This window comes from Anaerobacillus arseniciselenatis, assembly GCF_001865995.1.
In the GTDB taxonomy this organism is placed as follows: Bacteria; Bacillota; Bacilli; order Bacillales; family Anaerobacillaceae; genus Anaerobacillus; species Anaerobacillus arseniciselenatis.
In genome coordinates, this window is record NZ_MLQQ01000001.1 from 797,429 (window position 1) to 817,870 (window position 20,442).

General features: G+C 36.8%; 21 protein-coding genes. 2 read left to right on the forward strand and 19 right to left on the reverse strand.

All coding sequences use genetic code 11. From position 1 onward, the window contains the following. Nucleotide 1 precedes the first annotated feature (1 nt). The 12 genes from BKP35_RS03970 to rpsU form a co-directional block, all read right to left on the reverse strand. On the reverse strand, nucleotides 2-751 hold the full coding sequence (locus tag BKP35_RS03970) for a DUF502 domain-containing protein (protein WP_071312067.1): 750 nt from the start codon (nucleotides 749-751) through the stop codon (nucleotides 2-4). 82 nt (nucleotides 752-833) lie between these two features. Further along, a complete protein-coding gene (locus BKP35_RS03975; RefSeq protein WP_071312068.1) occupies nucleotides 834-1,226 on the reverse strand; it encodes a diacylglycerol kinase family protein in 393 nt (130 codons plus the stop codon). Next, on the reverse strand, nucleotides 1,210-1,671 hold the full coding sequence (ybeY, locus tag BKP35_RS03980) for an rRNA maturation RNase YbeY (RefSeq protein ID WP_071312069.1): 462 nt from the start codon (nucleotides 1,669-1,671) through the stop codon (nucleotides 1,210-1,212). The genes BKP35_RS03975 and ybeY overlap by 17 nt, the downstream gene beginning before the upstream one ends. Then, a complete protein-coding gene (locus BKP35_RS03985) occupies nucleotides 1,661-3,895 on the reverse strand; it encodes an HD family phosphohydrolase (protein ID WP_420534793.1) in 2,235 nt (744 codons plus the stop codon). The genes ybeY and BKP35_RS03985 overlap by 11 nt, the downstream gene beginning before the upstream one ends. A 262-nt stretch (nucleotides 3,896-4,157) precedes the next feature. Then, nucleotides 4,158-5,069, reverse strand: coding sequence for a PhoH family protein (locus BKP35_RS03990; protein ID WP_084031453.1), 912 nt, complete (start codon nucleotides 5,067-5,069; stop codon nucleotides 4,158-4,160). Between the two features lie 53 nt (nucleotides 5,070-5,122). Further along, the gene (gene yqfD, locus BKP35_RS03995; RefSeq protein ID WP_071312072.1) at nucleotides 5,123-6,310 is read right to left on the reverse strand and encodes a sporulation protein YqfD; all 1,188 of its coding nucleotides are present in this window, start codon (nucleotides 6,308-6,310) and stop codon (nucleotides 5,123-5,125) included. Between the two features lie 10 nt (nucleotides 6,311-6,320). Further along, the gene (yqfC, locus tag BKP35_RS04000) at nucleotides 6,321-6,620 is read right to left on the reverse strand and encodes a sporulation protein YqfC (RefSeq protein ID WP_211274583.1); all 300 of its coding nucleotides are present in this window, start codon (nucleotides 6,618-6,620) and stop codon (nucleotides 6,321-6,323) included. Between the two features lie 721 nt (nucleotides 6,621-7,341). Next, nucleotides 7,342-7,872, reverse strand: coding sequence for a hypothetical protein (locus BKP35_RS04005; protein ID WP_071312074.1), 531 nt, complete (start codon nucleotides 7,870-7,872; stop codon nucleotides 7,342-7,344). Nucleotides 7,873-7,903: 31 nt separating this feature from the next. After that, entirely contained in the window at nucleotides 7,904-8,896 is a 993-nt protein-coding gene (gene floA / locus BKP35_RS04010) for a flotillin-like protein FloA (RefSeq protein ID WP_071312075.1), read from the reverse strand. Between the two features lie 24 nt (nucleotides 8,897-8,920). Further along, nucleotides 8,921-10,246, reverse strand: a complete 1,326-nt coding sequence (locus BKP35_RS04015; RefSeq protein WP_071312076.1) for an NfeD family protein — start codon at nucleotides 10,244-10,246, stop codon at nucleotides 8,921-8,923. A gap of 269 nt (nucleotides 10,247-10,515) precedes the next feature. Further along, on the reverse strand, nucleotides 10,516-10,959 hold the full coding sequence (locus tag BKP35_RS04020) for a GatB/YqeY domain-containing protein (RefSeq protein ID WP_071312077.1): 444 nt from the start codon (nucleotides 10,957-10,959) through the stop codon (nucleotides 10,516-10,518). A 19-nt stretch (nucleotides 10,960-10,978) separates the two neighbouring features. After that, nucleotides 10,979-11,152, reverse strand: a complete 174-nt coding sequence (rpsU, locus tag BKP35_RS04025) for a 30S ribosomal protein S21 (RefSeq protein ID WP_071312078.1) — start codon at nucleotides 11,150-11,152, stop codon at nucleotides 10,979-10,981. Between the two features lie 313 nt (nucleotides 11,153-11,465). On the opposite strand from rpsU, the gene BKP35_RS04030 reads away from it, so the two are divergent. Further along, a complete protein-coding gene (locus BKP35_RS04030; protein WP_071312079.1) occupies nucleotides 11,466-12,395 on the forward strand; it encodes a Na/Pi symporter in 930 nt (309 codons plus the stop codon). A 109-nt stretch (nucleotides 12,396-12,504) separates the two neighbouring features. On the opposite strand, the gene deoC is transcribed toward BKP35_RS04030, so the two are convergent. The 5 genes from deoC to dnaJ all read right to left on the reverse strand — a co-directional run bounded on the left by deoC (nucleotide 12,505) and on the right by dnaJ (nucleotide 17,558). Then, complete coding sequence (gene deoC, locus BKP35_RS04035; protein ID WP_071312080.1) at nucleotides 12,505-13,176, reverse strand: deoxyribose-phosphate aldolase; 672 nt, start codon at nucleotides 13,174-13,176, stop codon at nucleotides 12,505-12,507. Nucleotides 13,177-13,327: 151 nt separating this feature from the next. Continuing rightward, nucleotides 13,328-14,671 (reverse strand): tRNA (N(6)-L-threonylcarbamoyladenosine(37)-C(2))-methylthiotransferase MtaB, encoded by a 1,344-nt coding sequence (gene mtaB, locus BKP35_RS04040; protein ID WP_071312081.1) that lies wholly within the window; start codon nucleotides 14,669-14,671, stop codon nucleotides 13,328-13,330. A gap of 5 nt (nucleotides 14,672-14,676) precedes the next feature. Beyond that, entirely contained in the window at nucleotides 14,677-15,438 is a 762-nt protein-coding gene (locus BKP35_RS04045) for a 16S rRNA (uracil(1498)-N(3))-methyltransferase (RefSeq protein ID WP_337959630.1), read from the reverse strand. Between the two features lie 5 nt (nucleotides 15,439-15,443). Next, on the reverse strand, nucleotides 15,444-16,379 hold the full coding sequence (prmA, locus tag BKP35_RS04050) for a 50S ribosomal protein L11 methyltransferase (protein WP_071312083.1): 936 nt from the start codon (nucleotides 16,377-16,379) through the stop codon (nucleotides 15,444-15,446). Between the two features lie 54 nt (nucleotides 16,380-16,433). Beyond that, entirely contained in the window at nucleotides 16,434-17,558 is a 1,125-nt protein-coding gene (gene dnaJ, locus BKP35_RS04055; RefSeq protein ID WP_071312084.1) for a molecular chaperone DnaJ, read from the reverse strand. Nucleotides 17,559-17,625: 67 nt separating this feature from the next. Between dnaJ and BKP35_RS19120 the strand changes: the two genes are divergently transcribed. After that, nucleotides 17,626-17,835, forward strand: coding sequence for a hypothetical protein (locus BKP35_RS19120; protein ID WP_139192799.1), 210 nt, complete (start codon nucleotides 17,626-17,628; stop codon nucleotides 17,833-17,835). An 86-nt stretch (nucleotides 17,836-17,921) separates the two neighbouring features. Here the strand turns inward: BKP35_RS19120 and dnaK are convergent, their stop codons facing one another. Together dnaK and grpE are read right to left on the reverse strand one after the other, a co-directional pair. Next, on the reverse strand, nucleotides 17,922-19,763 hold the full coding sequence (gene dnaK / locus BKP35_RS04060) for a molecular chaperone DnaK (protein ID WP_071312085.1): 1,842 nt from the start codon (nucleotides 19,761-19,763) through the stop codon (nucleotides 17,922-17,924). Between the two features lie 36 nt (nucleotides 19,764-19,799). Further along, a complete protein-coding gene (gene grpE, locus BKP35_RS04065) occupies nucleotides 19,800-20,369 on the reverse strand; it encodes a nucleotide exchange factor GrpE (RefSeq protein ID WP_071312086.1) in 570 nt (189 codons plus the stop codon). Nucleotides 20,370-20,442: the final 73 nt, after the last annotated feature.

The window sequence follows — 20,442 nt, forward strand, 5'->3', positions numbered from 1 at the left end:
GTTAATCGTCCTTTCGTTTGTTTACATTTATAACTATTTGATTACTTTCTAAATTATGTTCTACCGTTTTTCCGTGCTCATCTTGAAGAAATGCCGCTTTATCTGGGGGGACCACGACACCACCTGATATGATAAATTTCAACCCTTGCTCCACCGTCATATTTAAAACAATTACCTCTTTTTCTGGAACTAAAACAAGCCATCCAGAAGTAGGATTAGGTGTTGTTGGCAAAAAAACGTTAATACAATCTTTTTCAGTTCTTCTTTGTACTTCCCCCTTCGATTCTCCAGTTAAAAAACCGAGAGTATATACACCTTTTCGAGGGTATTCTATCATGACTACTTTTTTAAAAGAAGAACGTTCTTGAGTAAAGGCATTAATCATTTGCTCCACCGACGAGTATATATAACTGACAAAAGGAATTTTTCGAAAAAAATAATCAACATTATCGAAAAGATATTGTTTTTTTCCTTTCCTCCTCATCGAACCGATAACAGAAATAATTACGATCGTTAAAATAAACCCAATGCCTAAAATTCGTTCCGAAAAGGGAGTGTACACACCTAAAAAATAAATTGTTCTCTCATCGACCTTCAAAATTCTTAACGCTTTTAAAATGTCTGTTAAAAATTGTCCTAAAAAGCGATCGATCACCGAAAACAAAAATTGTACGACATAAAGAGTAACAATTGCAGGTAATAGTGTAATAAAACCAACAATGATATTTTTTTGAAACGCTTTCCACCACATGAGAAGTGTCCCCTCTCATTATTTATTATGACTATTTAGTCAAAGGAGTATGTTGAAAAAGTTGCAGGGCTTTCCTTTCCAACTAACCAACAAGCCAACTAACCATCGGCTCATAAAAGATTAATATGCCGATGACTACAGCAAATATACTAAAGATCAACACAGCACCAGCGGAAACATCCTTAGCAACCTGCGCCATCGGGTGAAACTCTTTTGTTACGAGGTCTACTACCCTTTCAATAGCAGTGTTAACTACTTCTAAAGCGATCACAACACCAATAACGAGTAATAAGATTAACCGTTCATATAGTGAAATTTGTAAAACAAACGACAAAGTGATTACTACAAATGCTATTAGAAGATGAATTTTCAAATTTTGTTCATGAGTTATTGCTTGTTTTAAACCTGAAGCTGCATATCGAAAACTCCAAACAAACCTCTTCCAAACTTTATCATAACTATTTTTGAAGTCCATAGGCCTCTAAAATATCCTCTTGTCTTTTAAACATCACTTTTTCATCGCTTTCATTTAGATGATCATAGCCTAAAAGATGAAGAAATCCATGTACTACGAGAAATCCTAACTCCCTTTCAACTGAATGACCGTATTCCTTCGCTTGTTCGATCGTCTTCGGATATGAAACGATAATATCCCCTAAAAGATTAGGTGCCCCTTCGATCAGCATATCTGTATCATCGTCATTTAATGCAAAGGAAATAACATCCGTTGCAGCATCTTTATTACGGTAGTCGCGATTAATTTCTTTAATTTGTTCATCATCTACAAAAGTAATTGATACTTCAGAACCATTAGTTACATCCTCTATTTTAGCTGCTTCATTTAAAAGATTTTCTACTAAGCTCATTTGTTCTCCCGTCACATTACCTGTTTCATCATGAATATCAATATCAATGATCACTTTTGCCCTCACCCTTCTCTTTTACATCTTCCGGATATTCAATCCTAGAATGGAACGTACCTTTAAGCGTCTCACAAATAGACGTAGCGACTGTATTTAGCTGCTTTAATGTTAAATCACATTCATCAAACTGACCATCCTCAAGACGGTCGGTAATAATTTTTTTAACTAAAGATTCAATTTTTTCAGGTGTTGGTTTCGCCATCGAACGTACTGCAGCTTCAACACAATCACAAATCCCAACAATTGCTGACTCAGAGCTTTGCGCCTTCGGTCCTGGATACCGGAACTCTTCCTCTGGGATCGTTTGTTCTACTTCTTGGTTAGCTTTATGGTAAAAAAACTTTAATAAACTTGTTCCATGATGTTGTTCAGCAATATCTATAATTTCCTTTGGCATCTTATGATTTTTTAACATTTCCGCTCCATCGTAAGGGTGAGAAATGATAATCGTTTTACTTAGTTGTGGTGACAACTTATCATGTGGATTTTCCATTTTCATCTGGTTCTCTATAAAGAAATGTGGTCGCTTCGTTTTCCCGAGATCGTGATAGTAAGATCCGACTCGTGCTAATAATCCATTTGCTCCGATCGCCTCACATGCTGACTCAGCCAAATTAGCGACAATCACGCTATGGTGATATGTCCCTGGTGTCTCAATTAATATCTTTCTTAACAAAGGATGATTTGGATTAGAGAGTTCGATTAATTTCATTGTAGATAATATACCAAAGCCAGCCTCAAAAAACGGTAACAACCCTAGCGTTAAAACTGCTGCTAAAAACCCTGAAAGAAATGCAAACCCTATATGCGAGCCAATTTCTAACCAACCGTATTGGACATTCCTTAACATTAGTAATGCCACAATTGTCATGATATTAATAACTGCTACAAATAATCCAGCTTGTAAAATTCGTGATACCCGATTTGATTTACCTAAGAAAAATACTCCTGCAACTGAACTAAAGAAAACATATATACCTAATGTATAGTTTACAACCCCCATCGATTCAGCATTAAATATAATACTAGCAATAATTGAAAAAACCATACTAGTAAAGAGGGCTACACGTTGATGAATTAACATTGTAATTAGCATTGAACCTACTGCAATAGGAACGATAAGAGTAATTCCTTGAAAATTCAAATTATAAGTTAAACTAGTGACCTTCATTAAAATTACAGAAACTAAAAAAATCAATACGTACATGAGTAAATGGCTATTATTTTTTTGTAGAGATGTTTTGGCATCACTTAAATAATAAGCTAACATTAAAACTAGTAATATAACGAGAATTGCTAACCCGACAAAAGGAAAAACATTCCACTGATCATCCAATAGCCCTAAAAGAGCTAGTTGACTGTAAACAGTCGTCGTAATGATCTCTCCTGTTTCTACGATTAATTGCCCTTCTCGAATCATCACAGGTTCAACAGCTTCGATTGCATCTTTTCTAGCAAGTTCCGTCGCTTCATCATCATAAATATAATTCACAGTTATACCAAACCTAGCCATTTCTACCATGGCACGGTGTAACTTTGGAGTCACTGTAGAGATATTGATTTTCGTTTCGACTAAATCTTTGGCTTCATCAACATCATCAATTCGAATTTCTTCACTCATGACATTATGAATGACGTTGGTTGTAGTTTCTCTTGCAATTTCTAGCTCATGCTCGTCCACTTCAAGTAAAGTAGTTAATGTTTCATCAGACAAATCCTCACTTGTTTGATTAGAAATGATAAGTTTTAAATTAGCTAACTTTTCATCGAGTGGAATTTTTTCAACTTCGCTTATTTTTAACTCTTGCTCTTCTTCACTATCAAAATCCTCATTTTGGATTTCATCTAACCTTTCGTTAAAATCCTTTTCGGCCTCTTCATTAATTTGGGCGATAATTTTAAAAATATCGTTAATTTTTTGCACTTGTTTTTGTGCAATAGCTTTACTATTTGTATACTGAGGAGTTACCGCCCCTTCTGCAAGGTTTTTCTTCTGTAATGTAGCTTCTTTATCTTCAACAGTAATAGGAGCACGAATATCTTGTTCAGCAAAAGATCCTGGATTTACATTAAGCGTTTCAGGGTAAATGTTACTGAACATAGATAAGTACATAATAATTCCTAAAATCACAAACAAAATAACCCTTATGTAACGGTGATCTTTTAATTTTTTCCACCATTTTTGTTGATCAATTGGTGCACTTTTCCCCAAGTTTCTCACCTCTTAATTTCTTCTTATCTGAGTGAATTTCATAATTACCTAAATTGAGCCATATCAATACGTAATTGCGATAATATTGAATGATGAAATTCATTAAACTTATAAAATTTTCACATAGTTGCAGTAATAAATCGAGAATTAACACTAAAATGTTAATTCTCAATTTATTATACAATATTAATTTCGCCAGTAGGTTACAAGATGATTACTCTTGTTATAATATGCGTGATAAACAAAGGGACTAAGAAAAAATTAAGTACTATTATTCATTTTCACTATTGTCATATGCAGTAATTACTTTTTGAACTAAAGGATGGCGCACAACATCTGCCGCTTGCAAATACATAAACTCAATTCCATTAACGTCTTTTAATATTTCAAGAGCAGTTCGCAAACCAGATTTCTTTCCTTTCGGTAAATCAATTTGAGTTAAATCACCTGTAATAACCATTTTCGAACCGAAACCTAATCTCGTTAGAAACATTTTTATTTGCTCTGAAGTTGTGTTTTGAGCTTCATCTAAAATAACAAATGAGTCATCTAGAGTTCTTCCCCTCATATAGGCTAGAGGAGCCACTTCTATCGTTCCCCTTTCCATAAGACGTTCAGTTTGCTCTACACCAAGAACATCGTGCATAGCGTCATATAGAGGTCTTAAGTAAGGGTCAACCTTTTCTTTAAGATCTCCAGGTAAAAAGCCTAAACTTTCTCCAGCTTCAACAGCCGGCCTAGTCAATACGATCCGTTTAATTAAGCCATCCTTTAAAGCGGTCACAGCCATAACGACAGCTAAATACGTTTTACCAGTACCAGCTGGACCAATTCCAAATACAATATCCCGCTTTTGGATTGCTGATACGTAATGTCGTTGTCCTAACGTTTTGACTAATATCGGTTTCCCTTTTACATTAACAGTAATTTTTTCTTGATAAAGCTCAAGTAATTGTTCAAGCATACCCCGTTCTGCCAATTGAACAGCATAGATCACGTCTCTCTCAGATATGTGCGTTCCTTTTCGTATTAAGCTAAGAAGAGTATCTACAACGTCATGAACGAGAGTTATCTTTTCATCTTCCCCAGAAACTAAAATTTTCTCTCCTCTAGTTACAATAGTTACTGATAATTTTTCTTCCATTCTTTTTAAGTGTACATCGTTTGGACCAAATAAGCTCATCGCTTCGTTTGCATTTTCTAGTTTTAAATCAATAAGTATTTCTGACAATATCCTCAATCTCCTTGAATGATTGGTTGTGATTTTGCAATATCTTCTATTACTTGGTAGTGTATCATTAATGTAACTTTACCATTCTCATTTGTTTGGTGCAAAACATTTTCCCCTTTTATTACTGCATCTTCATCTAATTTTTTCATTAATTCTTCCTTGGCCATTAATGTAGCAGTATCGACTGCTTCTTCTTCGCTGTATTCACGGACGAATGTTTCCTTTTCTAATATAACTTCTCGATGGTATTCAATCGGTAAGCTCCAGTTCAGAAAATTTAAACGGTGACGCTCTTCATTTGTTTCATATTCATTAAATTCTATTTTCCCTAAGCCCCAGAACGGAATAGAAAAATTGAAAATTGAAAAAGAATGCTTTGTTTTTTTCTCTCCAGTAAATGTTGAAAATTCAGTTACAAGCGGAATGGACACGTTTGACTTGTACCAAATTTCACCAAGGATTTTTCCTTTTGCAGGAGCAATCTCCATTTTACCTTCTTTACCAATAAAACCGCTGACAAGCATATCGCCTTTCTCAACAAAATCATTAGGAGTTACTTTCGGTTGTCCTTGCTCCACGAAAATATCATAGATAATTGCTTTTTTCTTAGATACTAAGTGTCTCGGTGAAATAGGTTCTTGTTTTTCTGGAAAGGTTTGTTCTACGACATTAAAGTGGAAGGTCGTCCCATTTAATGTTACACCAATCCATGTCGCTTCATCAATTTTCTCAGACACTTTCATTTGTATATCTTCTACACTCGGAAGTAAAAAATGAAACTTTCCTCGTTTTATCCCTAATTCATCGACTGCTTGTTTTAATTCGTGTTCGATTTTAGGAGAGGCACCCTCAATTGAAATATTCCAAACCATATTAGATAATATAAAAAGAATAGCGACAAAAGCGACCATACCTGCAACAAATCCGGCACGGGAAATCATTTTTTTAAATAAAAAAGGAACACCTTTTCGTTCAATAAAATAAACTTTTACTTTTGTCTCTTTAACAATAGGACGAATTCTTTTTACATCCTCTAAGGCAACGTAGCAAACAATCGTTTCTTCACCGACTCTTCGAATGTGCCAAATTGATACTTTCTCATGAATACACCTATTTAAAAATAATTCTGTATATTTTCCAACCACTTTAATCCTTGTAAACCCTGAAAATGTGTTTGTCCATGAATTCTTCATGTTTCCCCTCCTAGCGTTTTTTCTGCTCTCCTTCATTTATGTAAATCACTTGGTCAATAACTCCTTCAAGCAGTAATTCCTCAGGTAAAATCGTTTTTATGACAAAATGATTTCCTTTAATTAACAATTGACCCTGCTCTAATAAAAGCCTTAACTCTTGATTGGAAAATTTCAGAACACCGCGATGGTTCTCGATATAAATATGTAATTGTCCAATCATCGTAATTCTTGGAAGATCCATCGTAACATCGGCAGGAAGTTCCATTTTATCAGTCATCCATTTTCGAACCATTTTATTTATCTTCCTCATAATGTAACGAACCCCCTTTCATATCATTTTTATGTTAAGAAACGAATCGGTATCACCTTTTTTTTATTGAATATGTAATCTGAACTTCCATACAAAACGACGGTAACCGTCACCATCTGAAATGTAAAAGGTGAATGATTTCCTTCACTGCTGTGACCTTCTAACGAATCTCAGAGGCTCGTTCACGAAACCATCCGCCTTTTTTCATACAAAACGCTCATGACGATATATCGGCACCAGCTAAGAAATAAATGCCGGCCGAATTCTCTCGCTTCGCTGTAAAGCTACTGACCTCAATCACATCATCTAATACTTCTTTGAGAATTCATCGTGCAGCTTTGCGACGAGTAACCGCAGGAGCACCCTCTAACGAGTTTTAGAGGCTCACTCGAGAAATCGGCCGGACATTTTCATATAATACGTTCATTACGATTAACTCGTCACAAGCTAAAATGTAAAAGTTCGGTTACGAATTTCAACTTTCGACTTTCAAACTATCTAACCAACTAACCAACAAAAAAAGGCTAAGCATATGCTTAACCTTTTTCTTGTAGAAATATTATTTTTTTGTCAATTTAGACTGATTGAAAACGCTAGTCAGACGAGGCGTGAACCCTTGAGGTTAGCGGAGTTACCTTAGAGGGTAATGAGCATATCCTCAAGGGTGAACAACAACGTATGCGAGCGTTTGTCTACAGTCTGGACAAGGCTAAGCACACGCTTATCCTTGCCTTCTTCTTGTACTCATTGAAGGGCGGTAAGAACCTTTCGCCCTTGGCTTACCCAATATTTCAGACCATACTACACCTTTAATAGCTTCTTCTTTAGATATATTGGAGAAGTCTAACTTCACCTCTTGACTAGCAGTGAGGTCATCCTTATATATCGGTGAGTCTTTTAAATTTGCACCAATATTTTTCGCAGCTTTTTTATTTTGCTTTGCTTTTTCATATTTCTCTAAAAGTTCATTACTGCGATTAATACCATCCATTGAAGCTGTAGCTCGTTCTTCAGTATAAGTATACGTAGTATCAGTTTGACTACTCGGCTTCGGTTCGGTCTTTTCTTCTTGGCGAAATATTTCTTGCCAATCAATTTCAACTTGCTTTCCTTCACCAGTAGAGCCACCACGATTTTGCGTTTCTCTTTTCGCTTGTTCCTCTTTACCTTTTTGTAAAAAGCTTAAAATCGCACCGATGATTAAGAAAAGCAAGATTGGGTTGGAAGTTATTGCTCTTAGGAGATCCTCCATTTTTTACGGCCTCCTCTTCATAGGGAAATTATTAATATTTATTTCCATCCTTCTTGTTATCATCAGTAGCTTTACCGATTGAATCTCTCATATCTGTATCTGCCATGATGTTTTGAATGTTCATATAATCCATAACACCCATGTTTCCAGAACGTAATGCTTCACTCATTGCAAGAGGTACTTCTGCTTCTGCTTCAACAACTTTTGCACGCATTTCTTCAACTTTCGCTTTCATCTCTTGTTCTTTCGCTACAGCCATCGCACGACGCTCTTCGGCTTTCGCTTGGGCAATCTTCTTATCAGCTTCCGCTTGATCTGTTTGAAGTTCTGCCCCGATATTTTTCCCGATATCAATATCTGCAATATCAATCGATAAAATCTCAAAAGCAGTTCCAGCATCTAACCCTTTAGCAAGAACAGTTTGCGAAATTAAATCTGGATTTTCTAATACTTTCTTATGGTTCTCAGCAGAACCGATCGTTGATACGATACCTTCACCAACACGAGCGATAACTGTATCTTCACCAGCACCACCGACAAGGCGATCAATATTAGCACGAACGGTAATACGCGCTTTTGCTTTTACTTCAATTCCATCCATTGCCACACCGGCAATAAATGGTGTTTCAATAACTTTCGGGTTAACACTCATTTGAACTGCTTCTAACACGTCACGACCAGCAAGGTCAATCGCAGCAGCACGTTCGAATGAAAGTTCGATATTAGCTCGTTGTGCAGCAATAAGGGCATTAACAACTCGGTCAACGTTACCACCTGCTAAGTAATGTCCCTCAAGCTGATTTGTACTTAACTCAAGCCCTGCTTTTACAGCTTTAATTAACGGATTTACAACACGTGCTGGGATAACTCGACGTAGTCTCATCCCTACTAATTGGAATATTCCAACACGAACCCCTGCAGCTAATGCAGAAATCCAAAGCATTACCGGTACAAATGTAAATAATACAGCAAAACCGATAACAATTAATCCTACAATAATGAGTAAAAAGATTTCTTCTGGCATTTTTATTTCCTCCTTTAATTATCGTTATTCATTCAATTCACGAACAACAATTCTTGATCCTTGTGTAGCAACAATCACTACTTTCTTCCCTTGCTCAATATACCCTCCTTCAGAAACAACGTCAAGCCTTTCACCTTCAAAATTCGCTGTGCCAGACGGTCTTAATGTCGTCATTGCAATACCTTCTCGTCCGATTAACTCTTTACGAGTTTCATTTGAGACATAGCCCAGTTCCGATTTTGTGGCATCGGTCAAAATCATTCTTTTTAAAGGTCCCCTATAACCAAAATATTTAAAGAAAATGATCGAAACAATCACAGTAATAACTACGGCTATAAGAATTGATAAAAGGATATTAACCGTTGAATATGAAGCAAGAACCATACTACCAATGATCGCAATAACCCCTAGTATACCGAAAATTCCAAAGCCAGGGAAGAACACTTCAATAATAATTAATATTATTCCTGCGCCAAATAAAATTAATGTTTCAAACCCTGCAAACCCTGCAAACAAATGACCAAAGAAAAATAATAATAATGCAGAAATCCCCATAATGCCCGGAATGCCGAAACCAGGAGAATATAATTCAAGTACTAATCCCAAGCTACCAATCGAAAGTAAAATAGGAATAATTACTGGATGTGTGACAAATCTTGCAATTTGCTCTGCAAAACTTACCTCTAACCCTTCTTGAATAGCATTTTCAAGCCCTAAAAAGGCTAATAACTCATCTCGATCACTTGCAATGGCCTCGGCATAACCAACTTCCAGTGCTTCACTTGAAGTTAATGTTAAAAGTTCACCTACACCTGCTCGATACTCTGGTAAATCGATACTACTATCTGCCATAGCTCTAGCATAGATAGGATCGCGATCCCCTGCAGCAGCTTCTAACGTCGCTAACCACATTGACTGCGTTTTTTCCTCAGCTGCATTCCCAGCTCCATCGATGACAGCCGCAGAACCCATTGTCGTACCCGGTGCCATGACAATTTGATCGGCATTTAAAGCAATATAAGCACCTGCAGACAAAGCTTGAGCTGTTACATAGGCAGTAATTGGCGTTTCAGTATTTTTAATTAAAAAAGCAATGTTCGTTGCAGCATCAACAAGACCACCAGGCGTGTCTATTTCTAAAACAATATGGTCTGCTCCTTCTGCTTCAGCCGTATCCAAAGCTCTTTTTAAAAATGCTTCAAGGCCCCGCTCTACAGCTTGTTCTATCGGGATAAAATAAACAACCTTATCTTCAGCTTGGCTATGTACTGGTGGCTGGGTTATTAAAGAAATAGAAGAAAAAATAATGAGAGCAAGGAACATCATTTTCCTTAGTAATGCTGTTGTCATTTCAATGAACCCCTCCTTTCTTTTTCTTGGCACATTAACTATACGTTTTATAGTATAGGAAAGTTCCCTCTTTTTTAAAATAAATTATTCGATTCAATATAATTATAAATTAAATAACAACACATTAACAAGTTTTGAAAGAGTTCTCTTGCCCAGTCCAGACGAAAGCTTTAGTTATTCTTATACTATCAACCGAACAGCCCTCACCGATTAAGATTTACCTTCATTAACGTGCAAAAACGCCTTGCAAAAGCAAGGCGCTGTTTTATTTATGATAAATATTGTTGTACAAGTCGATTAACTATTGTGCCGTCCGTTTTACCTTTTACTTTTGGCATAATTGCTCCCATAACCTTTCCAATATCAGCTTTTGTAGAAGCTCCTACTTCCTGAATCGTCTGTTGCACAATTTCAGCAACTTTCTCTTCAGATAATTGTTCTGGCATGTAAGCATTTAAAATAACGACTTCTTCACGTACATTTTTAGCTAAATCTTCACGATTAGCTTTTTCAAACTCATGGAGGGAATCTTTACGTTGTTTTAGTTCGCGATTAAGAACAGTGAGCGCTTCGTCATCTGTAAGTTCTTTACCAAGTTTAATAGCTTCATTTTGTAAAGCTGATTTAACCATTCGAATAACAGAGAGCCTTTGCTTTTCCTTATTCTTCATCGCTTCCTTCATATCAACAGTTAAACGATCAAGAAGATTCAAACCCAACACCCTCTCTTATTTAGAACTTACGTTTCCTTGCTGCCTCTGACTTTTTCTTACGTTTAACACTAGGCTTTTCATAGTGCTTACGCTTTTTCACTTCTGCCAATGTACCTTCTTTAGATATTGACTTTTTGAAGCGACGAAGAGCAGCGTCAATCGATTCATTTTTACGAACACGAGTCTCTGCCATCTTTAATTTCCCTCCCTCCGAAACAACCAATGAAAACATGTTTCAGTATGTCTCTCTATTTTAGAGACGAATTTAAACTTGAAAATACCCTAAATTATAGGCAATTAAAAAACATGTCTTTTAAGATTATAATATAATGACAATTTCAGGTCAACTTTTTTATTGTTTATTACTTGAGTGAATTTCATAATTACCTTAAATCTAACTTTTTTTATTTTATTAATCAGCAAAAATCGCTGTTAAAACTTTTTACTAATATTTAGTCATGCTTGTACTCGATTGTCCATAAACATGTTATAGAGGTGAGACAATCATGCAACAGCTATTCTCTTTATTTGCAGTTTATATTACAATTTTCCTCTTTGGAATGACCGTAATGAGAACTGGCTTAATAAATTTATCTCAAGATCGATTGAAGATAACATTAATGAAAATGACGAACACTCCGTTTAAAGGTTTGATCGTCGGTACGGTAGTTACAGCGATTTTACAAAGTAGTTCCGCGGTGATTGTGTTAACAGTTGGTTTAGTCGCAGCCAGTTACTTAACATTCAAACAATCTATTGGCATTATCCTTGGTACAAATATTGGTACTTCTTTTACTGCTGAAATCATTGCCTTTAATATTACTTCAGCAGTTATTCCTTTGTTAATTATCGGAGTGCTACTGCTCATGATGAAAAAGCATGTTGCATATTGCATTGGCTGTGTTTCTTTCGGTCTTGGTTGCATTTTTATAGCGATGCAAGGCTTGGAGAAACTTGCCTTACCGATTTCGTCAATTCCTACTGCACATAACTTTTTACAATTGACAAATGAAAATAACCTTATCGCTGTTGGGGTAGGTACAATTCTTGCAGCACTTATTCAATCAAGTACTGCGACAACAGCCATAGCAATGGGATTTATGAGTGACCAAGTTTTAGCACTACCTGCTGGAATTGGAATTATTTTAGGAGCAAACATCGGGACTTGTTTCACTGCTTTTTTAGCAAGCATTGGTTCTGCACGCTCTGCAAAACTAGTAGCTTTTGCACACATTTGGTTAAATATTATTGGAGTGCTCGTTTTTTTCCCTTTTATTGGCTGGTTAAGTTCAATATCCGAAAGTTTAACAACCATTCCTAATTTACAACTTGCACACGCAGGCACTATTTTTAATATTATTTCCTCCCTTGCAGTACTACCTTTTGTAGGTTTATTTACAAAATTTGTAACTAAATTACATGGGAAGGCGGTTTAGAGTTTTGAGTTTTGAGTTTTGTGAGTAATGCTTCGAAGATCTGCTAAAGTAACTCTTAACTCTACACTCTTAACTCAAAACTAAAAAAGTGAGCCCGTGGCTCACTTTTTTAATATGCTGCGTCTGATTTTTCTCCTTTGACAATTGCAATACCTGCACTTGCACCGATTCTTGTTGCTCCTGCTTCTATCATCGCAATTGCGCCTTCGCGATCACGGACACCACCTGATGCTTTCACACCAATATCAGGTCCAACTGTTTTTCTCATTAAGGCAATATCCTCAACGGTTGCGCCACCTGTTGAAAAACCAGTTGATGTTTTTACGAAGTCCGTCCCAGCACGAACAGCGATTACACACGCACGTACTTTTTCTTCATCAGTTAATAATGACGTTTCAATAATCACTTTCGTTAATGCCTTTCCTTTTGCCGCATCAACAACTGCTTTGATATCTTTTTCTACTAATTCATCATTTTTGTCTTTAAGTGCACCAATATTTATAACCATATCAACCTCAGTTGCACCGTTTTCTATCGCATTTTTCGTTTCAAAAGCTTTTGTTTCTGGAGTATTAGCTCCTAACGGAAAGCCAATAACTGTACAAACTTTGACTTCTGTTCCTTGTAAAATTTGCGCTGAAGTATGTACCCAAGTTGGATTTACACAAACTGAAGCAAAGTTGTATTCTTTTGCCTCGTTTGCTAAAGTAACGACCTGCTCTTTATTTGCATCTGCTTTTAATAAAGTGTGATCAATCATTCGAGCTATTTGTTCACTCATGAGTAGTCCCCTTCCTTCCTCTTTAAGTTGTACGTACAACTAATAGAATATCATTATTTTCCTAAAAATACTAGACAATTAGTAATGCATTTGCACCTGAGTTATACAATAAGAAAACACCTAGCAAGATAATACTTGCTAGGTGTTAGCTTTAACTATTTAATACTTTTTCATGCACATCGTCTTCAACGACGCGAACAAATTCACCACTGTTGATAGGGTACCCTGATTTTATGATCTTTACTTTTACAAGTTTGCCAATCATATCATCACTTGCAGGAAATTTCACTTTTAAATAGTTATCTGTATAACCAATATAATGTCCCTCTTCTTGATCATCTCGATCTTCTGGGATCACTTCAAGTACTTCAGCTTCGAACTTGGAAGCATATTCTTTCGCTAATTGGTTTGATAACTCAATTAATTTATGAACACGTTCAGTTTTCACATCTTCACCAACTTGGTCTTCCATTCTTGCTGCCGGAGTTCCTGTTCGCTTCGAAAAAGGAAACACATGTAATTCAGAAAACTTGTGTTTCGCAATGAAGTCATAAGTTTCTTGGAATTCTTCTGCCGTTTCTCCGGGGAAACCGACAATGACATCACTCGTAACCGCAAGATCTGGTAACGCTTCTTTTAAACGATCAAGACGCTCCCCAAAGAAATCCATCGTATATTTTCGACGCATTCTCTTTAAGACCGTGTCAGAACCTGATTGAAGTGGAATGTGCAAATGGCGAACAATTTTATCGGAAGCGTTAATTACTTTAATCACTTCGTCGCTTATTTGGCTCGCTTCTATAGAGGAAATACGAATTCGCTTTAATTCACTCACTTTTTCTAACTCTTGTAATAAACGAGCTAAACTATAGTCCTTCATATCTTCGCCATATCCACCAGTATGAATTCCAGTTAAAACAATTTCTTTATAGCCTGCTTCTACAAGCTGACTTGCTTGTTTGATAACGTCCTTAGGGTCACGAGAGCGCATTAAACCTCTGGCCCACGGAATAATACAAAACGTACAAAAATTATTACATCCTTCTTGAATCTTTAAAGAGGCACGAGTTCGATCTGTAAAAGCTGGTACGTCAAGTTCTTCATAGACACGTGTTTTCATAATATTGCCTACGGCATTAATTGGCTGACGCTCGTTTTTATATTGTGCAATGTAATCAAGCATCTTTGTACGGTCTTGCGTTCCAACGACGATATCCACGCCTGGAATATCTAAAATTTCCGCAGGAGATGTTTGCGCATAACATCCTGTAACACAAATAACTGCATCAGGATTTCGCCTAATTGCGCGTCGGATAACTTGTCTACTTTTTTTATCTCCTGTATTTGTTACGGTACATGTATTTATCACATAAACATCGGCTATCGTCTCAAATTCTTTTTTTTCATAGCCATTTTGTTGGAATAATTGCCAAATTGCTTCTGTTTCATAATGGTTTACTTTACACCCTAAGGTATGAAAGGCAACTGACGGCATCCTCATCACCTCAACATTTCAAAATGATAAGAAACTGCTGATAGAAAATATAATGCAGCTGTTTCTGTTCGTAAAATTCTTGGTCCAAAACTACATGGTATGAAACCAGCTTGTTCTAACTCTAATACTTCTTCATGAGTTAAGCCGCCTTCAGGTCCTATTAAAACAAAAATTGATGAAGCTACTTCAGCTTTTAGAAGAGATGTAGCTAAATTATTAAATTCACCAGCTTTTGCGTTTTCTTCAAAAGCGACAATCTTTATATCATGATTTTCAGCCTCTTTTAATAGTTGCTGAAAAGAAAGTTTACTATAAACTTTTGGCACGATATTTCGATACGATTGCTCAGCAGCTTCTTTTGCTATTTTCTCTAACCGCTCTCGCTTCTTTTCCGATTTTTTCTCATCCCACTTTACGATTGAACGACTTGCTTGAAAAGGAAGAAAAGCGAAAGCGCCTAACTCTGTCCCTTTTTGGACAATTAACTCTAGTTTATCACCTTTAGGTAGAGCTTGGGCAACGGTAACTTTTACCGGAAGTTCCGTATTTTGCGTCAAATATTCAACGACATCCCCTTTTACCTCATCAGGAGAAATGCACGTAATTTTGCAATGAGCAACTAAACCATCCTCATTTATACAAATCAGCTCATCTCCCTCACTCATACGCATAACTTTGCTAATATGCTTAACATCTTCACCGATAATTGAAAAATCATTATCGGTCAACTGGTTATTAGCAACAAAATACCTTTGCAATAAAAGCACCTTCCTTACTTTTTAGCAATAAAAGCTACCCAATCTTCCATTTCAAGTGTATCTTCAATGACAAAGCCTTGGTTTGTTAGAGAATCTTTTACTTCTTGTTTTTTCGCTTTAATAATACCCGAAGTAATAAATGTACCACCAGTTTTAAGTGACGAGTAGGCATCATTAACAAAACGAACGATCACTTCAGCTAAAATGTTAGCTACAATTAAATTGGCTTTTTCATCTATATTTTCTAACAAATTATTTTGTTGGACAGAAACTACGTCTTGAACATTATTAAGCTCTACGTTTATCTTTGCACTATTTACTGCTACTTCATCTAAATCTAGTGCCAAAACTTCTTTAGCTCCAAGCTTTGCAGCCGCTATACTTAAAACACCAGTACCTGTTCCGACATCTATGACATAGTCTTTTTCTTTGATCATTTTTTCAATCGCTTGCGTACAAAGAACCGTTGTTGGGTGTGTTCCCGTACCAAATGCCATACCTGGGTCAAGCTCTATAATACATTCACTGTTACTTTCTGGCTCGTACTCTTCCCAAGTTGGCTTGATTGTAATGTGATTAGAAATTTTCACTGGTTTATAATACTTCTTCCAAGCTGTTGCCCATTCTTCTTCATTCACTTCGCTCATCGTGACTTTATTAACGCCAATATCTATACCGTAGGAAATTAGACCATTAATTGCTTCTTTTATTTCTTCTACAGTTTCAGATAATGTGTTGTTCATCTGTAAATAAGCCTTAATAATTACCCCTTCTTCTGGATAATCAGTAGATGAGAGTTGGTAAATTTCACCGAATTGATCTTCTCTATCTTTTATCAAATCTTGTGGATCTTCAATTACTACACCACTAGCACCCGCCTCGTGTAAAATATTACAAACCGGTTCAACTGCTTCTTGTGTTGTATGAATACTAACTTCAGACCATTTCATTTAAACCAACTCCATCTCTTTTAATAACTAAATTCCTTTTATTAACTAAATTGATCAATCGTTAAAACTTTTAAATGCTCTCTTCACTTTAGAAAAGAAGTTTTCACTTTGCTCATCAGGGGCTTGGTTACCACTAATATCTCCAAACTCGCGTAACAACTCTTTTTGTCTTTCGGTTAAATTTTTTGGAGTAATGATTTGAACTTGAATATGTTGGTCCCCTTCACCATAACCCCTAACATTTGGAACACCTTTCCCTCTGAGTCGGAAGTTTGTACCTGACTGTGTCCCTGCAGGGATTTTCAACTTAATTTTACCTTGAAGTGTTGGCACTTCGATTTCATCACCGAGTGTCGCCTGAACGAATGTAATTGGCATTTCACAGTAGAGGTCATCACCATCGCGCTCAAAAAACTCATGAGGTTTCACATTAAAGACAACGTATAAGTCACCAGGAGGTCCTCCGTTTACTCCAGCTTCCCCTTGACCTGAAATACGAATTTGTTGACCGGTATCGATTCCCGCCGGGATTTTAACGTTTATTTTTTTACGTTTACGAACCTTCCCTTTACCACCACATGTTTTACATTTATCTTTCACAAATTTTCCGGTACCTTCGCAGTGGTGACATACTCGCTTGTTAACGATACGTCCAAATGGTGTATTTTGTTCAACACTAAGTTGGCCAGTACCGTGACAATGTGAACAAGTTTCAGGCTTAGTTCCTGGCTTTGCCCCATCCCCATGACAAGTTTCACAAGTTTCTTCTCTTGGGATCTCAATATCCGTTTCTTTCCCAAAAACAGCTTCCTTAAATTCAAGGTTCATCGTATATTGTAAATCTGCTCCTTGTCTTGGGGCATTAGGATTTCTTCTTGAACCGCCACCACCAAAGAACATATCAAAAATATCACTGAAACCGCCAAAGTCACCGCCAGCACCACCACCAAAACCTTGATTAGGGTCGGTGTGCCCAAATTGATCATAATGTGACTTTTTTTGTGGATCCGCTAGTGTATCATAAGCTTCTTTTACTTCTTTAAATTTTGTTTCTGCATCCGGTTCTTTATTTACGTCTGGATGATATTTTCTTGCCAGCTTTCGATAAGCTTTTTTTACTTCGTCTACAGATGCATTTTTATCTACACCTAGTACTTCATAAAAATCGCGTTTACTCATTGTACCCACTCCCGAATTTATTACATAACGAATATGTTAACATTTTATATGCAGTATGTGCAATATTTTGTTAATATCAAAATTTAATATATCTTGTTCCATAGAACTTGCTCCTGCGGTTACTCGTCGCACTAAAACACCTGCTCCTGCGGTTACTCGTCGCACTAAAACACCTGCTCCTGCGGTTACTCGTCGCACTAAAACACCTGCTCCTGCGGTTACTCGTCGCAAAGCTGCACGAAGTAATACCGAGAAGAAGTCACACGATGCTATTTAAGTCAGTTGCTTCGCAAGCGCCTGATCATCGTGAAAAAAGCCAAAGCCTAATAGTCTGACTTTGACTTTTTTCGAAATACATATATCTTATTTCTTCTCTTCGTCTTTCACTTCTTCGTATTCAGCATCTACTACATTATCATCTGCTTTAGCTTCTCCGGCCGCTTCGCCTTCTTGACCTTGTGCCGCTTGTGCTGCTTGAGCAGCTTGCTCATATAGCTTTGTTGATAATGCTTGAACAATTTCTTGAAGTTCATCTTTCGCCGTTTTAATCGCCTCAGTATCAGTTCCTTCAAGAGCTGTTTTCACTTTATCTTTCGCTTCGTTTGCTTTTGCAACTTCAGCTTCGTCTACTTTACCTTCTAATTCTTTTAATGTTTTCTCAGTAGTGAAAACTAATTGGTCTGCCTCGTTACGAAGATCTACTTCTTCACGACGCTTTTTATCAGCTTCAGCGTTTGCCTCAGCGTCTTTTACCATTTTATCAATCTCTTCTTCTGAAAGTCCTGAAGAAGATGTAATTGTGATTGATTGCTCTTTATTTGTTCCTAAATCTTTCGCTTTTACATTTACAATACCGTTAGCATCAATATCAAACGATACTTCAATTTGTGGAACACCACGAGGTGCTGGTGGAATATCCGTTAATTGGAATCTTCCTAACGTTTTGTTATCAGCCGCCATTTGACGCTCACCTTGAAGTACGTGAATGTCTACAGACGGTTGGTTATCACTAGCTGTTGAGAATACTTGAGACTTACTTGTTGGGATTGTCGTGTTACGATCAATTAACTTCGTAAACACCGCACCCATTGTTTCAATACCTAAAGATAAAGGAGTTACATCTAGTAATACAACATCTTTAACATCACCTGTAAGAACACCCGCTTGAACAGCTGCACCTAACGCTACAACTTCATCAGGGTTAACCCCTTTATGTGGGTCTTTACCAGTTAATTTTTTGATTGCTTCTTGAACAGCTGGGATACGAGTTGATCCACCAACAAGAACAATTTTATCAATCTCACTTGCAGACATCCCTGAATCTTGAAGCGCGCGACGAGTTGGCCCCATTGTACGCTCTACTAAATCACTAGATAATTCTTCGAACTTAGCACGAGTTAATGTTAACTCTAAGTGTTTAGGTCCACTAGCATCAGCTGTAATGAACGGTAAAGAGATTTGTGTAGAAGTCACACCTGAAAGATCTTTTTTTGCTTTTTCAGCAGCATCCTTTAAGCGTTGTAATGCCATTTTATCTTGAGAAAGATCAATACTATTTTCTTTCTTAAATTCAGCTACTAAATGGTCAATGATGACTTGGTCAAAATCATCACCACCAAGCTTGTTGTCACCAGATGTTGCTTTAACTTCGAAGAAACCTTCTCCTAATTCAAGGATCGATACGTCAAAAGTACCGCCACCTAAGTCATAAACTAAAATTGTTTGATCTTCTTGTTTTTCAAGACCATATGCAAGTGCTGCAGCCGTTGGTTCATTGACAATGCGGTCAACTTCTAAACCAGCAATTTTACCAGCATCTTTAGTCGCTTGGCGTTGAGAATCATTAAAGTAAGCAGGAACTGTAATAACAGCCTTCGTTACCTTTTCACCTAAATACGCTTCTGCATCTTCTTTTAATTTTTGAAGAATAATTGCTGAAATTTCTTGTGGTGTATATTGCTTACCTTCAATTTCTTCTTTATGATCTGTACCCATGTAACGTTTAATAGATTGAATCGTGTTAGGGTTTGTAATCGCTTGACGCTTAGCTACTTCACCAACTAAACGTTCTCCATTTTTAAATGCAACTACAGATGGTGTTGTTCTATTTCCTTCTGGGTTAGGGATAACTGTCGCTTCCCCACCTTCCATTACGGCTACACAAGAGTTTGTTGTACCTAAATCAATACCAATTACTTTACTCATTGACATTTCCTCCTAAAAATTATGTAAATAGACTAATTATTGATTAACTTTAACCATGGATGGTCTAATGACACGATCTTTTAACTTATAACCTTTTTGAAGCTCTTCTACTACTTGATTTGATTCGTGTTCATCACTTTCTACCGTCATCACCGCTTGGTGATAGTTTGGATCAAAGGCTTTCCCTACAGCCTCAATAACTTCTAAACCTTCTTTTTGCATTGCATCAGTTAATTGGCGATACACCATTTCCATACCCTGAAGCAATGATTTCGCATCATCACTTTCAACTTTCACAGATAATGCCCTGTCAAAGTTATCGATCGCAGGAATTAATTCTTCTATAAGATTTTGAGATCTATATTTAGCAGCAGACTCTGCCTCAATCTTAGTACGACGACGGAAATTATCATAATCTGCTTGGACACGGAGAAGTCGCTCATTTACCTTATCAACTTCCGCCTCTAGTTCCTGTATTTTCAGTTGTTCTTCAGATAAAACAACATCTTCTTTAGCGTCCTCTATATCTACTACATTTTCAGCATTGTCTACTATCTCTTCTTGAGATACATGTTCTTCTTGTAAGTTTTGTTTTTCTTGCGCCAACTATTTCACCTCCCTAGTAAAGTTCCCAACTGAATGACGAGACTGCCCCGAGACTAAAACTTCACTTATGGAC